Annotated in this window: 12 protein-coding genes and 2 pseudogenes; 7 read left to right on the forward strand and 7 right to left on the reverse strand. The window is 62.7% G+C overall.

Annotation, left to right across the window (positions count from 1 at the left end):
• Window positions 1-74: 74 nt before the first annotated feature.
• The 3 genes from AC1RQG_RS17880 to AC1RQG_RS17890 all read right to left on the reverse strand — a co-directional run bounded on the left by AC1RQG_RS17880 (window position 75) and on the right by AC1RQG_RS17890 (window position 2320).
• Window positions 75-470 carry a hypothetical protein gene (locus AC1RQG_RS17880; RefSeq protein ID WP_161081538.1) on the reverse strand — a complete coding sequence of 132 codons (396 nt, stop codon included), beginning with the start codon at window positions 468-470 and terminating at the stop codon, window positions 75-77.
• Window positions 471-1007: 537 nt separating this feature from the next.
• On the reverse strand, window positions 1008-1793 hold the full coding sequence (locus tag AC1RQG_RS17885) for a cation efflux transmembrane domain-containing protein (RefSeq protein WP_443093304.1): 786 nt from the start codon (window positions 1791-1793) through the stop codon (window positions 1008-1010).
• Window positions 1794-1915: 122 nt separating this feature from the next.
• Window positions 1916-2320 carry a MerR family transcriptional regulator gene (locus AC1RQG_RS17890; RefSeq protein WP_161081536.1) on the reverse strand — a complete coding sequence of 135 codons (405 nt, stop codon included), beginning with the start codon at window positions 2318-2320 and terminating at the stop codon, window positions 1916-1918.
• Here AC1RQG_RS17890 and AC1RQG_RS17895 point away from each other — a divergent pair.
• The 5 genes and pseudogenes from AC1RQG_RS17895 to AC1RQG_RS17915 form a co-directional block, all read left to right on the forward strand.
• Window positions 2319-3632, forward strand: coding sequence for a TolC family protein (locus tag AC1RQG_RS17895; protein WP_217431916.1), 1314 nt, complete (start codon window positions 2319-2321; stop codon window positions 3630-3632). The genes AC1RQG_RS17890 and AC1RQG_RS17895 overlap by 2 nt on opposite strands.
• A gap of 3 nt (window positions 3633-3635) precedes the next feature.
• A complete protein-coding gene (locus AC1RQG_RS17900; protein WP_161081535.1) occupies window positions 3636-4865 on the forward strand; it encodes an efflux RND transporter periplasmic adaptor subunit in 1230 nt (409 codons plus the stop codon).
• A gap of 36 nt (window positions 4866-4901) precedes the next feature.
• The gene (locus AC1RQG_RS17905) at window positions 4902-8087 is read left to right on the forward strand and encodes an efflux RND transporter permease subunit (RefSeq protein WP_161081534.1); all 3186 of its coding nucleotides are present in this window, start codon (window positions 4902-4904) and stop codon (window positions 8085-8087) included.
• Window positions 8088-8436: 349 nt separating this feature from the next.
• Window positions 8437-11409 (forward strand): Tn3 family transposase, encoded by a 2973-nt coding sequence (locus AC1RQG_RS17910; RefSeq protein WP_161081533.1) that lies wholly within the window; start codon window positions 8437-8439, stop codon window positions 11407-11409.
• Window positions 11410-11526: 117 nt separating this feature from the next.
• Window positions 11527-12435: pseudogene (locus AC1RQG_RS17915) on the forward strand (IS4 family transposase); the annotation flags it as partial.
• Between the two features lie 27 nt (window positions 12436-12462).
• Here AC1RQG_RS17915 and AC1RQG_RS17920 read toward each other — a convergent pair.
• Window positions 12463-12609 (reverse strand): annotated as a pseudogene (locus tag AC1RQG_RS17920) (IS3 family transposase); the annotation flags it as partial.
• Window positions 12610-12744: 135 nt separating this feature from the next.
• Here AC1RQG_RS17920 and AC1RQG_RS17925 point away from each other — a divergent pair.
• Entirely contained in the window at window positions 12745-13764 is a 1020-nt protein-coding gene (locus AC1RQG_RS17925; protein ID WP_493133463.1) for a heavy metal sensor histidine kinase, read from the forward strand.
• A 58-nt stretch (window positions 13765-13822) separates the two neighbouring features.
• Here the strand turns inward: AC1RQG_RS17925 and AC1RQG_RS17930 are convergent, their stop codons facing one another.
• The gene (locus AC1RQG_RS17930) at window positions 13823-14875 is read right to left on the reverse strand and encodes a DNA-binding protein (RefSeq protein ID WP_182164489.1); all 1053 of its coding nucleotides are present in this window, start codon (window positions 14873-14875) and stop codon (window positions 13823-13825) included.
• Window positions 14876-15060: 185 nt separating this feature from the next.
• Between AC1RQG_RS17930 and AC1RQG_RS17935 the strand changes: the two genes are divergently transcribed.
• Window positions 15061-16068 (forward strand): tyrosine-type recombinase/integrase, encoded by a 1008-nt coding sequence (locus AC1RQG_RS17935; protein ID WP_182164491.1) that lies wholly within the window; start codon window positions 15061-15063, stop codon window positions 16066-16068.
• Here the strand turns inward: AC1RQG_RS17935 and AC1RQG_RS17940 are convergent.
• Together AC1RQG_RS17940 and AC1RQG_RS17945 are read right to left on the reverse strand one after the other, a co-directional pair.
• Entirely contained in the window at window positions 15956-18958 is a 3003-nt protein-coding gene (locus AC1RQG_RS17940) for an AMP-binding protein (RefSeq protein WP_493133353.1), read from the reverse strand. The genes AC1RQG_RS17935 and AC1RQG_RS17940 overlap by 113 nt on opposite strands.
• 194 nt (window positions 18959-19152) lie before the next feature.
• Window positions 19153-19752, reverse strand: coding sequence for a helix-turn-helix domain-containing protein (locus tag AC1RQG_RS17945; protein WP_493133354.1), 600 nt, complete (start codon window positions 19750-19752; stop codon window positions 19153-19155).
• Window positions 19753-19782 lie beyond the last annotated feature (30 nt).

Consider the following 19782-nt stretch of genomic DNA (forward strand, 5'->3'; position numbering starts at 1 on the left):
ATCTCCAGAATGCGATGGACAACACCGCGCGCGCCTGTCCGGCGAAGCGGTGACGAACTAAGCAGTCTGGAGGATTAAATACGGAAACAGCAGTGCTGAATGGCCAAGGGCGGAGCAGTGGCGCGCGTCAGCGGGACAGATTCGAGTGAGGCAGCAAGCGAGAGATAGGCACGCTCGATGCGGGGAAGCACGACTTCCAAGCTGCAGGCCACGAATGGGTGGACGGCGGGCGTGCTAGAAGTGTCTGCCGACTGGTGGCCCGTGTCGCAGTGCGCGGCACATAGCGCCGGACTGCTCTTGTCCATGCTCATATCGGTGCAGCCGGGCATACCCGCCATGCTAACTGGCTCTACCGTCTGCACCTTATTCGGCGCCGGGCAAGCATATGCCGAAACAGCCAGCTGAGCAAACAGCAAGCTGAACAGCATAATGATCGCCGCGACCGCGCGCGTAGGTTGTGACAGTTTCATGGTTTGCGAATGTTAGCACAACGCGCTGGCCGCCGCTGAAGCAGGGAAAAATAACCCATTTGTCAACGCGATCCGCCCGGTGCCGGCGTCTCTGCCGCACATCACTGGCCTTTGGTACTGAGTATGCGGGTAATACGCGCCATACTCCCAGCCGAGCAGTCGGCCGGCCATAGTTCAACGACGTCGCCGTCTTTAATATCCAGCGTTGGCGGCACCCGCGCTACCGCCGAGTGCATCAGACGAACATGGCGGTACCGGACGTTCACATACCGATTGGCCGTATATTGGTCACGAGGCAGGTCGGCCAGGCACTTCGGCAGCTGCGCTGGTGGAAGGTCTGCCGCATAGGTACTGAGTACATGGCCGCGTCTCGCCCCATGCTCCCAGTCGACCGTTCCCAATGTCGGATCAGTCGCACAGCCCGCGAGAACAAACAAGACCGCAGCCATCGCACAGACTGCCTTCAGACAGCGCCTGCTTTGCTCGCGGCGATTCGAGATACCTTGGGGTGTTGACATAGAGGGGCTGGCCTTTCCATTACTGCAAACGTAGAATGCGGCGGGCGCCGATGAGGACGATCACGCTGATGACAAAGCCCACGACCAAGTCTGGATATCGCGAGCCCGTCCAGGTCACCAGTGCGCCGGCGATGACCACGCCCAGATTGGCAATCACGTCGTTCGCAGAAAAGATATAGCTCGCCCTCATGTGGGCGCCGTGATGCCGTTTCTTTGCAATGAGCACCAGGCAAGTCACGTTAGCGATCAGTGCAACCGCGCCAATTCCCATCATGGCGACCGACTCGGGCTCGCTGCCGGTCACGCCACGGCGCAGCACCTCACCGAGTGCTCCCAGCGCGAGGACCACCTGAAGCCACCCAGCCACGTGAGCAGCGCGGCGCTTCAATTCCACGGAGCGGCCCACTGCATATAGGGCTAGGACGTAGACCGCAGCATCGGCAAACATGTCGAGCGAGTCGGCGATCAGGCCCGTTGATTCGGCCAGAAGACCCCAGACCATCTCGACTACGAACATCAGGCCGTTGATTGCCAGCAGCCTGCGCATCGTCCGCGCCTCGCCAGCGTCATCGACCGGCTCAATTTCCGGCCGTGCGCCGTCGGCGATGGGTTCGGATTTGATCAACTGGGCGCCCAGGCCAAGCGGCGCGAGGCGGGAAAGGACGACTTGGGCGTCGCCTTGGTGTGTCACGCTCAGCGTATGGGCGGCAAGGTCAAAATTGAGCGAGCCGATCCCAGCCACGCCCCCCAGTGCCATGCGGATGAGGTTTTCCTCTGAAGGGCAATCCATCTTGGGCAAGAGCAAGACGCTCTCGCAGCGGAGTGTGGCCGCTGGGAACGGTGTCTGGGCAAAGCCGGTATCTGTATTCATCCATCAAGGGTAAACCTTGAAGCCGCTCTAACGTCAAGCCCAACGCATCCTTAGTCTCATTGCCTCGGCTGCAAGGTGTCGATGATGCGGCAGTTGGCCACCGTTCCGCCTTGGCACGACGCCAGCATGTTCGCCAGTTGCTCCTTAAGAACCACCAGATCGGCAATCTTTTGCTCAACCGCGTGTAAATGCTCGGCCGTCATTACCATCACCTCACAGCAGTCGGCATCGCGCTGGTCGGAGAACGTCAGCAGGCTGCGCACCTGATCGATCGTAAATCCGATTTCCCGGGCCCGCCGCACGAAGGCGAGCCGGTCCAGATCCTCCTTGTCGTATTGCCGGTAGTTGCTACCGGTGCGCGACGGCGTAGAAAGCAGTCCAATTTTCTCGTAATACCGGATGGTCGCCGAGGGCGTCTGCGCGGCGCTGGCCAGTTGGCCAATCGAAAAAGATATCGTCATGATGCTTGACCTTAAAGTGACTACAAGGTTTATAAACCTTGCAAGTCAACCCGTCAAGCGTCCGATCATGCACCTTCGAATACCCCGCACCCTCCTTGTAGGGGGGCTTTTGGCGAGCCTCTCCCTCGCAGGGCTCGCACAAGATTTACCCCTTACACTCGGCCAGGCGATCGCACACGCTCAGGAGCGCGCGCCAGCGTTACGCGGCGCCGACGCCTCGGCACGCGCGGCCGACGCCGGCGTAGCCGTCGCCGGAATGCGTCCGAACCCCACGTTGTCCATTGACGCCGAAAATGTGTTTGGCTCCGGCCGCTATGCTGGCTTCGGCGGCGCCGAACGCACGGTTTCCTTGTCCGTGCCGCTGGAGTTGGGTGGCAAGCGGCAGTCCCGTATCAAGGTGGCCCAGGCCGAGCGTTCAGCCGTCGGGGTGGGCTTGACTGCTGCCCGCGCCGACGTTACTCAGCGCGTGACCGAAGCTTTTGTGCTGCTGGCTGCCGCTGAGCGCCGCTTGGAGATTGCTCGCAGCAGTCTGGGGTGGGCCGAGCGCGCTGCGCACGCGGCCCAGGAACGTGTACGGGCTGGAAAAGCTTCGCCGATCGAGGAGCAACGTGCTCAGGTCCTGCAGATTGGCGCCGAGTCGCGGGTTGGCAAGGCCGAACGCGCGCTTGCGCTGGCCCACGCTGATCTCGCCCGCCTGACCGGGGATGCCCCCAGCGCGTCCATCGTTGCCGCTTGGTTTGATGTTCTTTCCACGGCAGGACCGGCGGCACCACATCAACCCTCGCTGTCAGTTGCCGCAGCACAGGCACAGTTGGCGATCGCCAGCGCGCGTGTGGACGCGGCCAGGCGTGAGCGCATCCCCGACGTAACGATCACTGCCGGCACGCGCCGCTATGGCGACTCTCCCGACAAGGCAGCCGTGCTGGGTTTGTCAATACCTCTGCCTCTGTTCAATTCAGGCACCCACGCCCTGGCACGTGCCAAGGCGGAGGAAGAAAAGGCGATCGCCGAGGGCGAGACGGTTGCCCTTGATGCTCAGCAGGCATCGGCGCACGCGGCGGCCGACGTCGCCGATGCGCGAGCGGTCGCCCAAACAGCCGCCGGCCCAGCGCTCAAGGCCGCGCAGGAGGCGGCCAGAATTGCCCGTATCGGCTACGCGGAAGGCAAGTTCGCGCAGCTGGAGATGATTGAGGCGGAACGTTCACTGGCAGAGACGCGCGAAGCCACGCTCGACGCGTTGACCGAGTATCACCTTGCCCAAGCCCGCATGGCGCGACTGCAAGGCAGCACACAACCCATTTACAAGGACTAAATCATGCAAGTGCCATATCGTTTGAGCGTTTGCGGCGTGTTGCTGATTCTGGCGGCATGCTCTCGCTCACCCCAGCCAGAAGGTGGCAAGCCTGAGGCACACAATGCGGCGGCCCCGGCGCCGACTACGCCACAAAAGCAGCAGGAAAAAGACAAGGATGGCGAAGACAAGCCAGGCGAGCACGCGGGCAAGGAGGACAAGGACGGTAAACATGCCGATTTTATCAAGCTGTCCGACAAGCAGATTCAGGCCGCGCACATCGAAGTGGCTGCAGTGCGTGCCGGGTTTGCCGGTGCGGTCGAAGCGCCGGCCGTCATCCTCGCTGATCCGCAGCATGCCGCCGTGGTAAGCAGTTCGGTGAGTGGCCGGGTGATCAGCGTGCGCAAGAACCTGGGAGAGAACGTTGCCCAGGGCGAGGTGCTGGCCATCGTGGAAAGCCGCGAGGTTGCGCAGTTCAGCGCCGATGTCGCGCTGGCACGCCGCCAGATGGAACTTGCCGAAGCCGGTTTTAAACGCGAAGACCGGCTGTACGCCGAAAAAGTATCATCCCGTCAAGAATTCGAGCTGGCGCAGTCGGCGCTCGATGAGGCCCGCACCCGGCTGCGCCTGGCACAGCAGCAGCTGTCGGCCACCGGCGGCGCCGAACACAGCGCCCAACTGGGGCTACGTGCTCCCATCGCTGGGATCGTCACCGCGCGCCAGATCACGCTGGGCGACGTCGTTGAAGCCAATGCCAAGCTGTTTGAACTGGCCAACCCCAACACCTTGTCCGTCGAGCTGTCGCTCACTCCCACGGATGCTTCGCGTATTGCCATCGGCGCGCCGGTTGAGATCTCGGCCGAGGCAAGATCCGGGGCCGGGCGCATTGCGTTCATCTCGCGCGTCCTGGACCCGGCCACGCGTCAAATCCGGGCGATCGCATCGCTGTCCAACCAGAACGGCATTTGGCGGATCGGCGAGACTGTATCCGCCTCGGTCGTGCTCGCCGCGCAGTCGACTGGCGAGCAGCTGGCCGTGCCTCGCGCCGCCGTACAAACCGTCGAAGACAAGCCCAGCGTTTTTGTCCGCGAGAAGGACGGTTTTGCGATTCGGCACGTGGCCCTCGGTAAGCCATCGGCTGGCTTTGTCACTGTGTTATCCGGCCTGGACGGCTCCGAGCGCATCGCGACGAGCAACACCTATGTACTGAAGGCCGAGCATGGCAAGGGTGAAGCGGGAGGCGACAATGACTGACCAGCTTGAGATCCGTTGTGCGCGGGAGGTTGCCGCATGATCGCGCGCTTTGTCAATTTCTCGGTACGGCACCCGTGGCAGGTGCTGTTGACAGCGCTTTTCGCTGCATTGGTCGGTGCGTTTGCATTGTCGCGGTTGCCGATCGATGCGGTGCCCGATATCACCAATACCCAGGTTCAGATCAACGTGGTCGTTCCCGCCCTGGCGCCGGCCGACGTCGAGCGCCAAGTCACTTATCCGATTGAAACGGCTTTCGCAGGCACACCCGGACTGGAATCGACCCGCTCGCTGACCCGGCATGGCTTTGCCCAAGTGACGACGGTCTTCAAGGACGGCACCGACGTTTATTTTGCACGCCAGCAGATCGCCGAACGACTGCGCTCGGTGGAGCGTACCTTGCCGCCGGGCGCGACGGCAACCATGGGCCCGATCGCCACAGGCTTGGGCGACGTCTACATGTGGACGGTCGAATTTGCCAATACGCATACCGGGGGCGCCAGCGCGGGCATGGAGTCCGATGGCAGCTACGTGACGCCTGCAGGCGAAGTGCTGCACACGGCAAAGGAGAAAGCCACTTACTTGCGTACCGTGCAGGATTGGATCGTGGCGCCACAGCTGAAGAACACCCCCGGCCTGGCTGGCGTGGACGTGATCGGCGGTTACGTCAAGCAGTATGTGGTGACACCCGATCCGCAGCGACTGGCGGTACTCGGGATTGGCCTGTCTGAGCTCGCTGAAGCGTTGGAGCGCAATAATACGAGCGCCGGCGCCGGCGTGCTGGTACAAAACGGGGAAGCGCTGACCATCCAAGCTGACGCCCGTATGACAAACAGCGGCGAGCTGGCCAAGACCGTCATCGCCACGCGCGGCGGCACACCGGTCCTGTTGTCGCAGGTGGCACAGGTGAGCGTTGGGCAGGAGCTGCGCTTCGGCTCGGCATCCGAAGGCGGTGTCGAGGTGGTCGTTGGCACGGCCGTCATGCGTATCGGCGAAAACAGCCGCACGGTGGCGGAAGCCGTCGACGTTCGCCTGAAGGAAATTGCACGTTCGCTGCCGCCCGGCCTGATCATCAAGCCGGTACTGAACCGTACGCGGCTGGTCGACTCGACCATCCAGACGGTGGCCAAAAATCTGACGGAAGGCGCCTTGCTAGTCATCGCCGTGCTGTTTGCGCTGCTGGGCAATTTGCGCGCCGCGCTGATCGCCGCTGCCGTCATTCCGTTGACGATGTTGCTCACGTCGGCCGGGATGTTGAAAATCGGCTTGTCGGCCAACCTCATGAGTCTGGGCGCGCTGGATTTCGGCCTGATCGTCGATGGTGCGGTGATCATCGTTGAAAATGTCTTGCGCCGCATCGCAGAGCGCCAACATGCGGCCGGCCAAGCACTCAGCAAGGCCGAGCGCCGGGAAACGGTCGCCGCGGCCGCGCGCGAAATGATCCGGCCCAGCGTCTACGGCCAGGCCATCATCATCCTGGTCTACGTGCCCCTCTTGACGTTCCAGGGCGTCGAAGGTCGCATGTTCGCGCCGATGGCCGTCACTGTCATCCTGGCGCTGGTCTTTGCGTTCCTTCTGTCCCTGACGGTGGTTCCTGCGGCTATCACGCTGTGGCTGTCCCGGCCGGTGGACCACGCGGAGAACAAGCTGATGATGGCGCTGGGCAAATTCTATGCACCGTGGCTTGATCGCGTCTTGCCACGACCGGCCTTCATCGGCGGCCTGGCGACAGCGGCCTTTGTCGGCTCCCTTGTGTTGTTCCAAACTCTAGGGCAGGAGTTCCTCCCAACGCTGGACGAGCAAGACGTGCTGCTGCAGGTGTCGCGGATACCGGGGACATCCGTGGATCAGAGCCAAGCAATGCAATTTGACGTGGAAAAGGCCGTGGGCAAGGTGCCGGAGGTGAAGCTCGTGTTCTCGCGCACGGGCACCGCCGAATTGGCGTCCGACCCGATGCCGCCCAACCTGACCGACACCTTTGTGATCGTAAAGGATCGTTCGCAGTGGCCAAATCCATCGATGAGCAAGGCTGATCTGGTGGAAAAGATCGAGCACGCCGTTGCGGACATACCGGGCCAGAACTACGAACTGACGCAGCCTATCCAGATGCGTTTCAACGAGCTGCTGGCTGGCGTGCGCGGCGACATTGCTGTCAAGGTCTACGGCGACGATTTCGCCACCATGCTCAAGACTGCCGACAAAGTCGCCGATCAGTTACGTTTCATCGAGGGCGCGGTCGATGTGCGGGTCGAGCAGGTGCAAGGAATGCCTCTACTCGATGCCCAGCTCGACCGTGATGCAATGGCCCGTGTCGGCCTCACCGCGAAGGACGTCTTCGATACGCTGGCAGCGGCCGTGGCGGGTCGCGAGGCGGGCCATATATTCGAGGGCGACCGCCGGTTCGACGTTGTGGTCCGCATGGGCGAGAGCGCCCGCAACGATGTGGAGGCGTTGCGCCAGCTGCCCGTGCTCACGCCGGGCGGCAAATTTGTGCCGTTGGGTTCAGTGGCGCGGCTGGAGCTCGGGAAGGGGCCGAGCCAGATCAGCCGTGAAAACGGCAAGCGGCGCGTGGTCGTACAGGCAAACGTACGTGGTCGCGATATCGCCGGCGTCGTCAAGGACGCCCAGAACGCCATCGATGCCAAGGTGACGCGTCCGCCCGGTGTCTGGCTGACCTGGGGCGGGCAGTTCGAAAATTTGGAACGCGCACGCCTGCGCCTGGCCGTGGTCGTACCGGCGTGCTTCGTGCTGATCGTGGGTGTGCTTTACTCGGCGGTCGGTTCCTGGCGTGCGGCGGCGGTCGTCTTCACCGGCGTGCCGTTGGCCCTGATCGGTGGGGTGCTGGCGCTCTGGCTGCGCGGCCTGCCATTTTCAATCTCCGCTGCGGTGGGCTTTATCGCGCTCTCCGGTGTCGCTGTCTTGAACGGGCTGGTGATGGTGGGGGCGATCGATGAACTGTCGAAGTCGCAGCCGTGGGAAAGCGCGGTGCGCACCGGAGCGCTTCGCCGATTGCGACCGGTGTTAATGACGGCGCTGGTGGCCTCGCTCGGGTTCGTGCCGATGGCTCTGGCCAACGGCGCTGGGGCGGAGGTGCAGCGGCCACTGGCGACCGTGGTGATCGGCGGCTTGATATCGACAACGCTGCTCACGCTTCTGGTGCTACCCGCACTCTACCGTCGGTTCGGCACTCCGCTAGTGCCGAAAAGCGAACAACAGGACGTGTGATTTGCCAAGATAGATCGCCACCATTGGCAGCTGGCGTCAACTTTTGACGTCAGCTAATTTGCATCGCCTTGAACGTCATCATCATTTTTTGACCTACCGAGGGTCATGCGTGACCTTCGATGGGTCAAATTTGACCTGTATTGGGGTCATCTGTTCTGGCGTTCGCATCGACTGAGGCACTGGCACATAAATAATTGTTCGGCAGTTGCTTCACGGCCTGATTCTGCATATAGAATTGTCGACGTTTTAAGTTCTGCATTGTGTTGTTTGTCCAGCCGCGCATTGAATGTTGCCCCATGCTGCCGGGCCTACATGAAGTACGTGGCTCAACCGCATAGGAGCCTGAGCCTTGAGCAGCATTCATGAAACTGCGTATCCGCGTTTCAAACCGGAGCTGACGCAGCGCGAACTGGAAGACGTATACAGCCCTAGTGACGAGGACCACAAATTTGTTCGTCGCAATGCCCGCACGGATCCGGCTCGGCTGTATCTCGTACTGTTATTGAAGACATTGCCGAAGCTGGGCTACTTTCCCTTGTTGAACGAAGTTCCGGCCCCAATTGTGTCGTTTCTCGGAAAGGCGATCGGCGCGCGATCGGTCGCGGCAAAGGATCTTCAAGCCGAGGAAAATCGACCTAATTCGCGCCAGCGTTGGATGGAGGCCATCCGGCCATATTTGAAAATCAGGCCAATCGACGACCACACATATTCCGCCATTCAGAACGCGGCTACTGAGGCGGCCCAAACCAAGCACGAACTGGCTGATATCATTAATGTGGTCATTGAGGAATTGGTTCGCCAGCGCTTCGAACTTCCCGCATTTAGCACGCTCCATCGAAGGGCATTGAAGGCACGCAGCGAAGTCAACGACCACTTTTTCCAGGGCCTCGTCGAACCTCTCGCACCACCTGTCATCGCCCGTTTTGACGCGATGCTGGTTCCGGCCGCGCCGCCAGGCGTCAGCGGCTGGCAGCAGCTCAAGCAAGACCCCAAGAAACCGACCAACACGGAAGTGCGGCAGTATCTGGAGCACCTCCAATGGCTCAAGAGCTGGGCGACGCAGCTGCCAGCCATCTCTCATATCCCGGTAGTGAAACGCAGCCAGTTCGTCCATGAGGCACGTGCGCTTGATGTGGCCGACATGAAGGCGCTCAAGCACAATAAGCGCTACGCGCTGATGGTGCTGCTGTTCCATGCTCAGTTGAGCAAGTCGCTGGATGACGCGGTGGAGATGTTTATTCGTAAGCTACGAAAAATCCATTCCGGCGCGGAAGAGCAACTGCGGCGATACTATCTGGAGCACCAGAAGCGCGCGGAAAAGCTGATCATCCAGCTGCGGGATGTCCTCGAAGCCTTTTTCGAGGGCGAAACCGATGAGGAGAAGGGAGCGCGCATCGCCGCTGCCTTCCATGACGAACCAGGCAATCTGCTCGTCGAATGCGATGAGCACATAGCCTATGCGGGAAACAACTACCTACCGTTTATGCTGGCGCCGTACCAGGTGCAGCGGCCCTTGCTACTGAACTGTCTCAGTTTGCTCAATCTGGAATCGACATCCGCCGACCAGTCGCTCATCGATGCGATTCGCTTCGTCTTGGCCCATCGCCAGAGCCATCGCGAATCGTTGTCCATCGCCGGAACGAATATCAATCTGAAGTGGATACCGGAAAAATGGCGCAAGCTGGTTACCGGTCAGCGCACCGTTGACCAGGTTTCCGAGGTGAGCCGAAAATATTTTGAGCTCTGCGTGCTTACCGAAACAATGCGGGAACTGCAGTCTGGCGATTTGTACGTCGCAAACAGTGACCAGTTCAGCGACTACAGAACGCAGCTCGTTGAGTGGGACGAGTACCAGGCACAGGTGGAGGAATATGGTGCGATGCTTGGCTTGCGGACCGACCCGAAGGAATTTTCTGCGGCTCTCAAGACCTCCCTTGCGAAGATGGCTGCTGCCGTCGATGCGGGGATGCCAGAAAACGAGCACGTTGATATCATCGGTAACGAACTGATTCTGCGCAAGCACGCCAAAGATGCCAAGCCGGAGGCACTGGAAAAAATCGACAAGATTCTCACCGAGCGCCTGCCCGAAAAAAATATCCTCGACATCTTGGTGGAGTCAGAAGGCTGGCTGGATCTGCACAAGCTGTTTGGCCCCTTGTCTGGCTTCGACTCCAAAGTGGATGATCCACGGCGACGGTTCATCACCACGCTGTTCTGCTATGGCTGCAACTTAGGCGCCACACAAACCGCGCGCTCGGTCAAGGACTTGAGCCGTAAGCAGGTGGCCTGGCTGAATTTGCACCACATCACCGAAGAGCGACTGGAAAAGGCCATCGTGCAGGTCATCAACGCTTACAATAAGTTCTTACTGCCGAAATACTGGGGAACGGGCAAGAGCGCGTCGGCCGACGGCACCAAGTGGAACATGTACGAGCAGAACCTGCTGTCCGAATATCACATCCGGTATGGCGGTTACGGCGGTATCGGCTATTACCACGTGTCCGACATGTACATTGCGCTGTTCAGCCATTTCATTCCATGCGGCGTTTACGAGGCCATCTACATCCTTGATGGCCTGATCAAGAACGAGTCGGAGATTCAGCCCGACACGCTGCATGGCGACACGCACGCGCAAAGCGCTCCTGTATTTGGGCTGGCCTATCTGCTGGGGATCAACCTGATGCCGCGCATCCGGAACCTGAAGAGTTTGGTGTTTTATAAGGCTGACAAGGGAACGCGTTACGAAAACATCAATGGCCTTTTCAGTGAGTCTATTAACTGGGAACTCATTGAAACGCACTTGCCGGACATGCTGCGCATCGCGCTGTCGATCAAGGCCGGTAAGATTACACCGTCGACAATCCTGCGACGCCTGGGCACCGCAAGCCGCAAGAACAAGCTGTATTTTGCGTTCCGCGAGCTGGGGCGGGTTGTGCGCACCGAGTTTCTGCTCAAATACATCGGCGACGTTGAACTACGAAAAACGATCCAGGCGGCCACCAACAAGAGCGAAGAGTTCAACCAGTTCATCAAGTGGTTGTTCTTCGGGAACCAGGGCATCATCGCTGAGAATGTACGCCACGAGCAGCGCAAAGTCGTGAAGTATAACCAGCTGGTGGCCAATCTGGCCATCCTTCACAACGTTGAGGCCATGACGGGTACGCTGAAGGAAATGCAGAGGGAAGGGTTCCCGATCGATGAGGAAATTTTGGCTGGCTTGGCGCCGTATCGGACGGAGCACATCAACAGGTATGGTGACTATACCTTGGACCTAGAAAGAAAGGTGCCACCAATGAATTACAAAACGAGAATTCTTCAGTAAATCAAATGGTTACGACGGGATTTGAGTTTTTTTACACGAATCCCGGCCGACCCTCTATGCGGAGAAAACGGCGGCCGAATTGAACCAAGTGCGGGGCCGGGACGGTGGGTGCTCCGCATAACAATACGCCCAGCATCAGAATTGGACTTCAACGGCCAGCAGGCAAAAGGCCTTGGCCCACTGAGCTACGAGGCGCAGCGCGGCATGTACCTGCACCCGACCTACGCGGTAACGACGACGCGCGAGCCGCTGGGGATATTGGACGTCTGGATGTGGGCGCGCGAACCAAAGGACGAACATGGCAAGCGCGGCGGCCCGAAAGAGAGCTTGCGCTGGATCGAAGGCTACGAGCGGCTGGCGGACCTGGCGCCACGCCTGGCATCGACGCGTCTGGTGTATGTGGCTGACCGCGAAGCGGACATGATGCCGTTGATGGCGTGTGCCCAGCAACTGGGCACTCCGGTCGACTGGCTGGTGCGCGCGACGCACAACCGCTGCCTGCCCAACAGCGAGAAGCTGTGGCCTCACACCACGGAAGGGGCGGCGCTGGGCGAGATCGAGTTCACGCTTGCCGCCAGGCCGGGCAGCAAGGCGCGCATCGTGCGCCAACACCTGTGGGCGCGCCGTGTCGAACTGAAGGCGGGCAAGGGTAAAACGGTGGCCGCGACCTGCGTTGTGGCGCGCGAGTACGGCGCGCCGGCTGGCACGAAAGCCATCGAATGGCGCTTGTTGACGAACAGAATGGCCACCACGGCAGCCGACGTGGCCGAACTGATTGACTGGTACCGCGCCCGCTGGGAAATCGAGATGCTGTTCAACGTGTTCAAGGCTGGCTGTAAGATCGAGCAACTGCAACTGGGGGCAATTGAGCGTATCGAACGCGCGCTCGCGCTGTACTTGGTAGTGGCATGGCGGATCGCCTACTTGATGCGCATGGGCCGTACTTGCCCGGACCTTGACGCCGGCCTGTTTTTCGATCCCGATGAGATACAGGCGTGTTGGCGCCGACCCAATATTGACCCACCGGGGATGCGGACCTTTTCTTGGACTGGTTTACATCGTTAACCCCAAGCTTTCACGATACTCGATCGGGCTCAGATAGCCAAGAGAGCTCTTGATGCGCTTTTCGTTGTACCAGCGAATGTATTTATCGAGCACCTCCACGAACTGTTCGATTGTCGTCGACCGCCAGTCGCCAGGGTCTTGTTTTCCGTCGGGCCGAGCGTAGTCGTAAACCACTTGCTTCAAGGCTTGGAAATCGGCAAGCCACAGCCGGCCATCTGGACAATTGGCAAGCACAGCTACCGAATCGTTGCCAATCGCATCGTACTCACCATGCCAACGCGCCAGGCAGCCAAGGTCGCGATCGCGCTCGACATCAGCAGGGACCAAGAGTTCATGGACGAGTTCACGGAGTTCCTTTGGTTTGGCATGATACTCGCCGCGCTGGCGATGGGCTGGCTTGCCTGGGTTGCCGTGCGCAAAGGGCTTTCGCCACTGAATGAGGTGTCGGCGATGATGGCAAATATATCCGCGCAGCGGTTGGACGTACCCATTCCAACGTCCGGAGTACCGCAGGAGTTGACCGTGCTCGTATCGTCATTTAACACGATGCTTGCGCGGCTCGACGAGTCGTTTCGGCGACTCTCGGAATTTTCATCGGACATCGCCCACGAATTGCGCACACCAATCCAGAATCTGATGGTCCAGACGGAGGTGACCTTAAACCATGAAAACGATGTCATCGAATACCGCACGAACCTGCAATCGAACCTGGAGGAATTTGCGCGTCTGTCGCGCATGATTTCGGACATGCTGTTTCTGGCCAAGGCCGACAATCGCCTACTTGTTCTGCGCCGCGAGGCGATCGATCTGCGTTCGGAGGTGGAACGATTGTTCGATTTCTATGAGGCGCTCGCCAGTGAGCGCAACATCCGTTTGATTCAACAAGGCGCGGCGACAGCCCACGTGGACCGCTTGATGATTCAACGCTCCCTGTCCAATTTATTATCGAACGCGATCCGTTTCACACCGGAAGGGATGGCGGTCGAAATCACACTCGGCGTGGGGCTTGAGCACCAGGCCACGATCTCTGTCGCCAATCCAGGCACGGTTATACCGGCAGAACACCTGTCAAAGATATTCGATCGGCTCTACCGCGCCGATGCTTCACGTCAGGATGCGAACAGCGAGAATGTGGGCTTGGGCTTGGCGATCACCCGGTCCATCGTGGAACTGCATGGCGGTAAGATCAGCGTCGTATCCGATAGGGATTGGACCCGCTTTACGATCGAGCTACCGACAATGCGCGACGAAACAAATCCCGACGATCACGCGCATGTAGTAGACGGCTAGGCAACTAACGGTACCCGGTTGAGCGCAGAAAAGTTGTGGCGATTGGACCGGGCAGTGCTCAACCTGCGGGGCGCTCCATTCCGGCGCGGCAAAGGCGCAATTCGGCCTCCAGCGCCGCTTGTTGCCGCAGCAGATCAAGTCTTTCCTGCGCCAGCGCGTCGGCTCGACGCTCCATGTCCGCCAATCGCTCTCCGGCGAGCGCCGTTTCTCGTTCGCGGACCGCCAGCGTGGTGTGCGCATCGCTCAATTCACGCTGCAGGGCCTCTTGTTTCGTCGTCAATAGGATCTGCCCGGCGGCTGATTGCGCCGCTTCGGCCGCGGTGCGGTCGCGATCGGCACGTAGTTGCCCAAGTTCCAGTTGCGCACTTTGGGCGTCGCGTTCCAGGCGCTCGTTCTCCTCGATCACGCGCGACATCTGGCCGGCGTGCTGGGCCGCCGCGACCTGCTTGAGCTCCAGCTGCTGCCGGAGCTGGCCCAGCTCGTGATCCTGCTGCACGATGCGCCGCTCAAACGACTGGCGCTCCTCCGTGCGCTGCGCCGCGTTCGACTCCTGGTAGTGCTCGAACTGGGTGCGCGCGTGCGTCAGCTGCTGGTTGACGGCGGCCACCTCGGCGGCCCGGTCGGCGAGGCGCTGGGCCAACCCTGTGTTCTCGCTCTGGGTGCCTGCCAGCAGCACGCTTTGCGTCTGCAGTTCCGCCCGCAGCCGCACCATCTCATCTTGAGCGTGGGCCAAATCGGCCGCCAGGGCAGACCTTTCTACGCCCAGCGTCTTGGCCTGTGCGCGCAGCTGCGCCATCTCAACCTGGAGCGCTTTGAGCGCGTCAGCATGGGCCAGGGCCGCCTGTTCCAGTTGCGCAGTCGCATCCGCCCGCAGGCCGTCGTAGACCTGCCTGACGGCCTGCACGAGCGCGGCCGGAAGGCCGCTGGCCGCCTCGGCGACGCTCCCGGCGTGCTCCTCCTTCCAACGCTTGAGCATGGGTGCAATCGTGCTTTTGCTGCCCGTGGCGCCCAGCGCCGCCCGGACCGTGTCGACGGTCGGATTTTTTCCTTCGCCAGCCAGCCGCGACGCGGCGGCAGCGACGTGTGAATAAAGGATGCCGGCGCGGGCCATAAGTGCTCCTTAAATAAGATAATGTAATACGTGATACGTTATATTACTCCAAATTACGATACTGAATTTTGAAAAATTTATCGATATAAGCATACGATAAAGTAACTTATCGCATGTGAACCAGCCAACCACCATGGTATCCTGCGATATCACCGGTACAAACCTCGACATTGAGCGACAGCGCCATGCCCGATCCCAGCGAATTTCCCAGTACACCCCTGGCGTCGGTCGTCGGTCCGATCGAACGCGTGGCCACCGTCGCCGTGACCGACCTCGAGCTGTCGGCCCGGCACCGTGCTTTTCTCGCCGCCGCCACCTCCGACAACACGCGCCGCACTTACCGCTCCGCCATCCGGCATTTCCTGGCATGGGGCGGCTTGCTGCCGTGCGACCAGGACGCCATCGTCCGCTACCTGCTGACCTACGCGCCGACGCTCAATCCGCGCACGTTGGCGCTGCGCCTGACCGCGCTGTCTCAATGGCACTTGCACCAGGGATTCCCTGATCCGGCGTCGACGCCCAACGTGCGCAAGACGCTGGTGGGCATCGAGCGCACACACGGCACACCGAGAAGGAAAGCCAAGGCGTTGCCGGTGGAGGACCTGACGGTGATCGTCGCCCACTTGGCCGGACTGGATACGCTGGCCGCCAGGCGTGACAACGCGCTGCTTCAGGTCGGCTACTTCGGTGGCTTCCGGCGCAGTGAGCTGGTCGGATTGGACGTCGACGACCTGGCGTGGGAGCCGGAGGGTGTGGTCGCGACGCTGGCACGCTCTAAAACGGATCAGGATGGCCAAGGAATCGTCAAGGCGATACCTTACGGCGATGGCCTTTGCTGCCCCGCGACGGCGCTGCGCACTTGGCTTGATGTTGCAAATATCGAGGCGGGGCCGCTATTCAGGTCCGTGACACGATGGGATGAGGTGGGCTCCGATGCGCTCAACTCGGCGAGCGTCAACGCAATCCTGGAGCGTCGCGCGCGAGACGCGGGGCTGGGCTATGTGCCGCAGCTGTCTAGTCATAGCCTGCGGCGCGGTATGGCCACCAGCGCGTACCGAGCCGGGGCAAACTTCCGCGACATCAAGCGGCAAGGTGGCTGGCGCCACGACGGCACCGTCCAGGGTTACATCGAGGAGGCTGGCCGGTTTGAGGAAAATGCTGCCGGCAGTTTGCTGCGTCCACGGGCCAAGTGACGTGTAGTAATGCGACTTGGCCAACGGAGCTTCTGAAGTTACCACGGAGCGTATAAAAAGTCGATTGCTTATAACTTTTACGCTTATGTGCTATTACTGGCCTTATCCCGGCTGACCCTCTGGCCGTGCGCGCCGCCGCGCTGGTCCGGGCCGCATCGCCCCAGGCCGCGCCCGCCGGCTGCAGCGTGTCGCCCACCTCCAGCGCGATGGCGCCCCGGCGCGGCAACCAGTCGCCGTCGCGCAGCGCGGCGCGCGTGCCGCGCAGGCCGGCCACCACCAGCGGCGCGGCGGCCCGCGCGGCGGCCATGCAGGCGCCGAGATGGAAGGCCCGCAGGCCGGCCGCCCGGCCGAACGTGCCTTCCGGGAACACCAGCAGATTGTCGCCGCGCGCCAGCACGGCCGCCATCGCCTCCACGTCGGCCGCCGAGCGGCGCACGTCCGCGCGCTCCACGAAGATGGCCCCCAGCCCGGTCAGCAAGGCCCGCACGGGGCCGTGGCCCCGTAGCTCTTGCTTGGCGGCAAAGACATAGCCGGGCGCGGGTGGCAGCAGGGCCGTCAGCACGATGGTGTCGAGGTAGCTCGCGTGGTTGACCAACAACACGTGGGGCCGGGCGGGCAGCCGCTCCAGCCCATCGACGTGCGCCGGCGTGCCCGTCAGGCGCATCAGGCAGCGCGCGGCCGCGTGCGCGATGCGGCGCCCCAGCGCCGGCCGCTGCAGCGCGGCGATGAGCACGCCGGCCGAAGCGGCGAGCACGGCCAGCACCAGCCATGCGTAGGCGCCGAAGACCCAGGCGCCGGCCACGCGCAGCGCCAGCGTGACGCGCGCGCGGGCCGCGGCGAGCCGCATCCTCGCCATCGGATGCGCGTTGCGGGCCGCGCCATCGATGCCTTGGCCGGATTCATACAGTTGGCGGCAGGCGAGGCGGCGGATCTTGCCGCTCGATGTCTTCAACACCGTGTGCGGGCTGACCAGCACGATGTCGTCGGGCGGCACGCCGATCACGTCCAGCGCCACCTTGTTGAGTTTGTCCCGCAGGGCGGCGCGCGCGGCCCCATCCTGGCCGCCCGTCTCGGCCATGACGATCAGCCGCTCGCTGCCGCCGGCCGGGTCGGCGCTGGCGAACACGGCCACGCAGCCGCGGCGGATGCCGGGCACCTCGCCGATCGCCTGTTCGAGGTCGTAGGGATAGATGTTGCGGCCGCCGCGCTTGATCAGGTCCTTGCTGCGGCCCGTGATGAACAGCTCGCCCTCCATGGTGCAGCCGAAGTCGCCCGTGTCGCGCCAGCCGTCATGGACCAGCCTGGCCGTGGCCTGCGGATTGCGGTAGTAGCCGGCCGTGGCGGACGGGCCGCGGAACTCCACCCGGCCCACCTGGCGCTCGGGCAGCTCGCGGCCCGTGTCGTCCACCACCCGGAACTGGTGCCCCGGCAAGGGCTTGCCGCACGACACGAGGGTCAGCGTGCCGGCGGGCGCATCGGGCTGCTGCCGCGCCGGCAGGCAACGGCCGCCATCCACGAAGGCGGCGCGGTCGACCACTTCCATGCGCGGGCCGCGCCCGAGCGGCGGGAAGGCCAGGCCGACCGACGATTCGGCCAGCCCGTACACCGGCGTCATGGCTTGCGGCGCCAGGCCGCAGGCGGCGAACTGCCGCGTGAAACCGGCCACCGTCGTCACGCTGACGGGCTCGGCGCCGTTGAGCGCCAGCCGCCACGACGACAGGTCCAGCGCGCGCATGGCCTCGGCCCCCACGTGGCGCACGCACAGTTCGTAGGCGAAGTTGGGCGCGGCCGAGATGGTGCCGCGATGGCGGCTGATCGTCCGCAGCCACAGGGCGGGGCGGGCCAGGAACGCTTGCGGCGACATCAGCACCAGCGGCATGCCGTGGTACAGCGAGCCGAACCACGCGCCGATCAGGCCCATGTCGTGATAGAGCGGCAGCCATGAGACGAACACATCCGTAGGCGTCACGCGGCAGGCCTGGCCCAGCGCGCGGACATTGGCCAGCAGGTTGGCATGGGTCAGCATCACGCCCTTGGGATCGCCGGTGCTGCCGGACGTGTATTGCAGGAACGCGATGTCGCCGGCCGTGGCGCGGAAGGCCGGCGGCGGCGCGCCCGGCCGTCGCAACTCCCCGGGCAGCAAGATCGCCTGCAATCCCGGCACGCTGGCCTGCAGGATGCGCGCCAGCGGCCTGGCTTGCCCGATGGTGACGATGAACGTGGCCTGGGCGTTGGCCAGGATGCGGGCGTGGCGCGCGAGGTGGTCCTCCAGCTGGGCCTGGCGCGCGGGCGGGTAGATCGGCACCGGGATGCCGCCGGCCAGCATCACACCGAAGAAGCTGGCCAGGTAGTCCAGACCGGTGGGCAGCATCAGGGCGACGGTCTGGCGCGGCAGCAAGCCGCGCTCGGCCAGGCCGGCGGCGATCTCGCGCGCCGCGTTCAGCAAGTCCTGGTAGCTGAGCGGGTGCTCGCCATGGTGGTCATCATGCAGCAGGATGTGGATGCGTTGCGGTTGGCGCGCCGCCTGCCATTCGAGCACGTCGGCCAGGGTCTGCGCCTGCTCGGGCAGCGCCGCCGCACGGCCTTCGCCGAGGTCGATGGCGGCGGCCGGCGCCGCTGGCGCGCCGGTGGCCTGGGCCAACAGGCGCAGCAGGTGGGCGGCGTTGTCGGTCTCGGACAGCGCGTCGGCGGACAGCGCGACGTGAAACGCCTCGCCCACCCGCTGCATCAGTTCGACGCGGGCCAGGCTGTCGAAGCCGAGGTCACGCTCGAAGGAACTGGTCAGCGTGACCGGCGGAACATGCCGGGGGTGGACTTCGGCCGCGAACCGGGCGATCAGCGCCAGCAGGCGCGGGCCCGGATCGGCGTCCTGCGACTCGGCCTCAACCATGGCGCGGCGGACCCGGCGCCGGCGCGATGATGCGGATCGCGCGGGTCAGGCAGACCATGTGGACGCGTGGCAGACCATGCATCAGACCTCCTGCTGGCGGACAGCGTTGAGAATACGGCTCCAACCACCCCAGCATCATACGCCGGCGACGCGGACCGGTGGGCAGTCGACGCCCGCCGGCCGCGTTGCCGCGGTCAGTGGGCCAGCGCGGCGAGTTCGCGCGCCGGGGTCCCCCTGGCCAGCTGCCCCATGCCGGCCACGTCGCACAGCGTGACGACGCGCCCGTCCACGGCGATCAGGCCGGCGCTTCTGAGCTGGGAAAACTGCCGGCTCACGCTCTCGGCCGTCAAGCCGAGAAACTCGGCGATGTGGCGCCGCTCCATGGTCAGCCGGAAACAAGAGGGCGAGTAGCCGCGCTCCTTGTAGCGGGCCGACAGGTTGATGAGGAAGGCGGCCACCCGCTGGATCGCGAGCGTGTGGTACAAGGACTGGGCGTTCACCTGTTCCTCCGACAACAGGCTGCCGAAACGCTCAAACAGCAGCGCCATCTGGCCCGGGTCGGGATGGCAGGCGATCTCGCACACTTCCGTATCCTCCAGCGCGACGACGGTGCAGCCGTGGCGTTTGAATCCCAGGCTCTCCAATCCCGCGAAATCGCCGCTCATCAGAAAGCGGTTGATGTTCCTGCGTCCCATGGAATCGACCCGGATCGACATCAGACTGCCGCAGCGCACGACGAAATAGCTGTTGTCGGTCTGGTCGCCGGCCATGAATAGGGATTCGCCACGCAACACGCGCCGGCGTTGCCTCATCAACTGGCGGGA

Source organism: Rugamonas sp. GW822-FHT03B10, assembly GCF_058801745.1.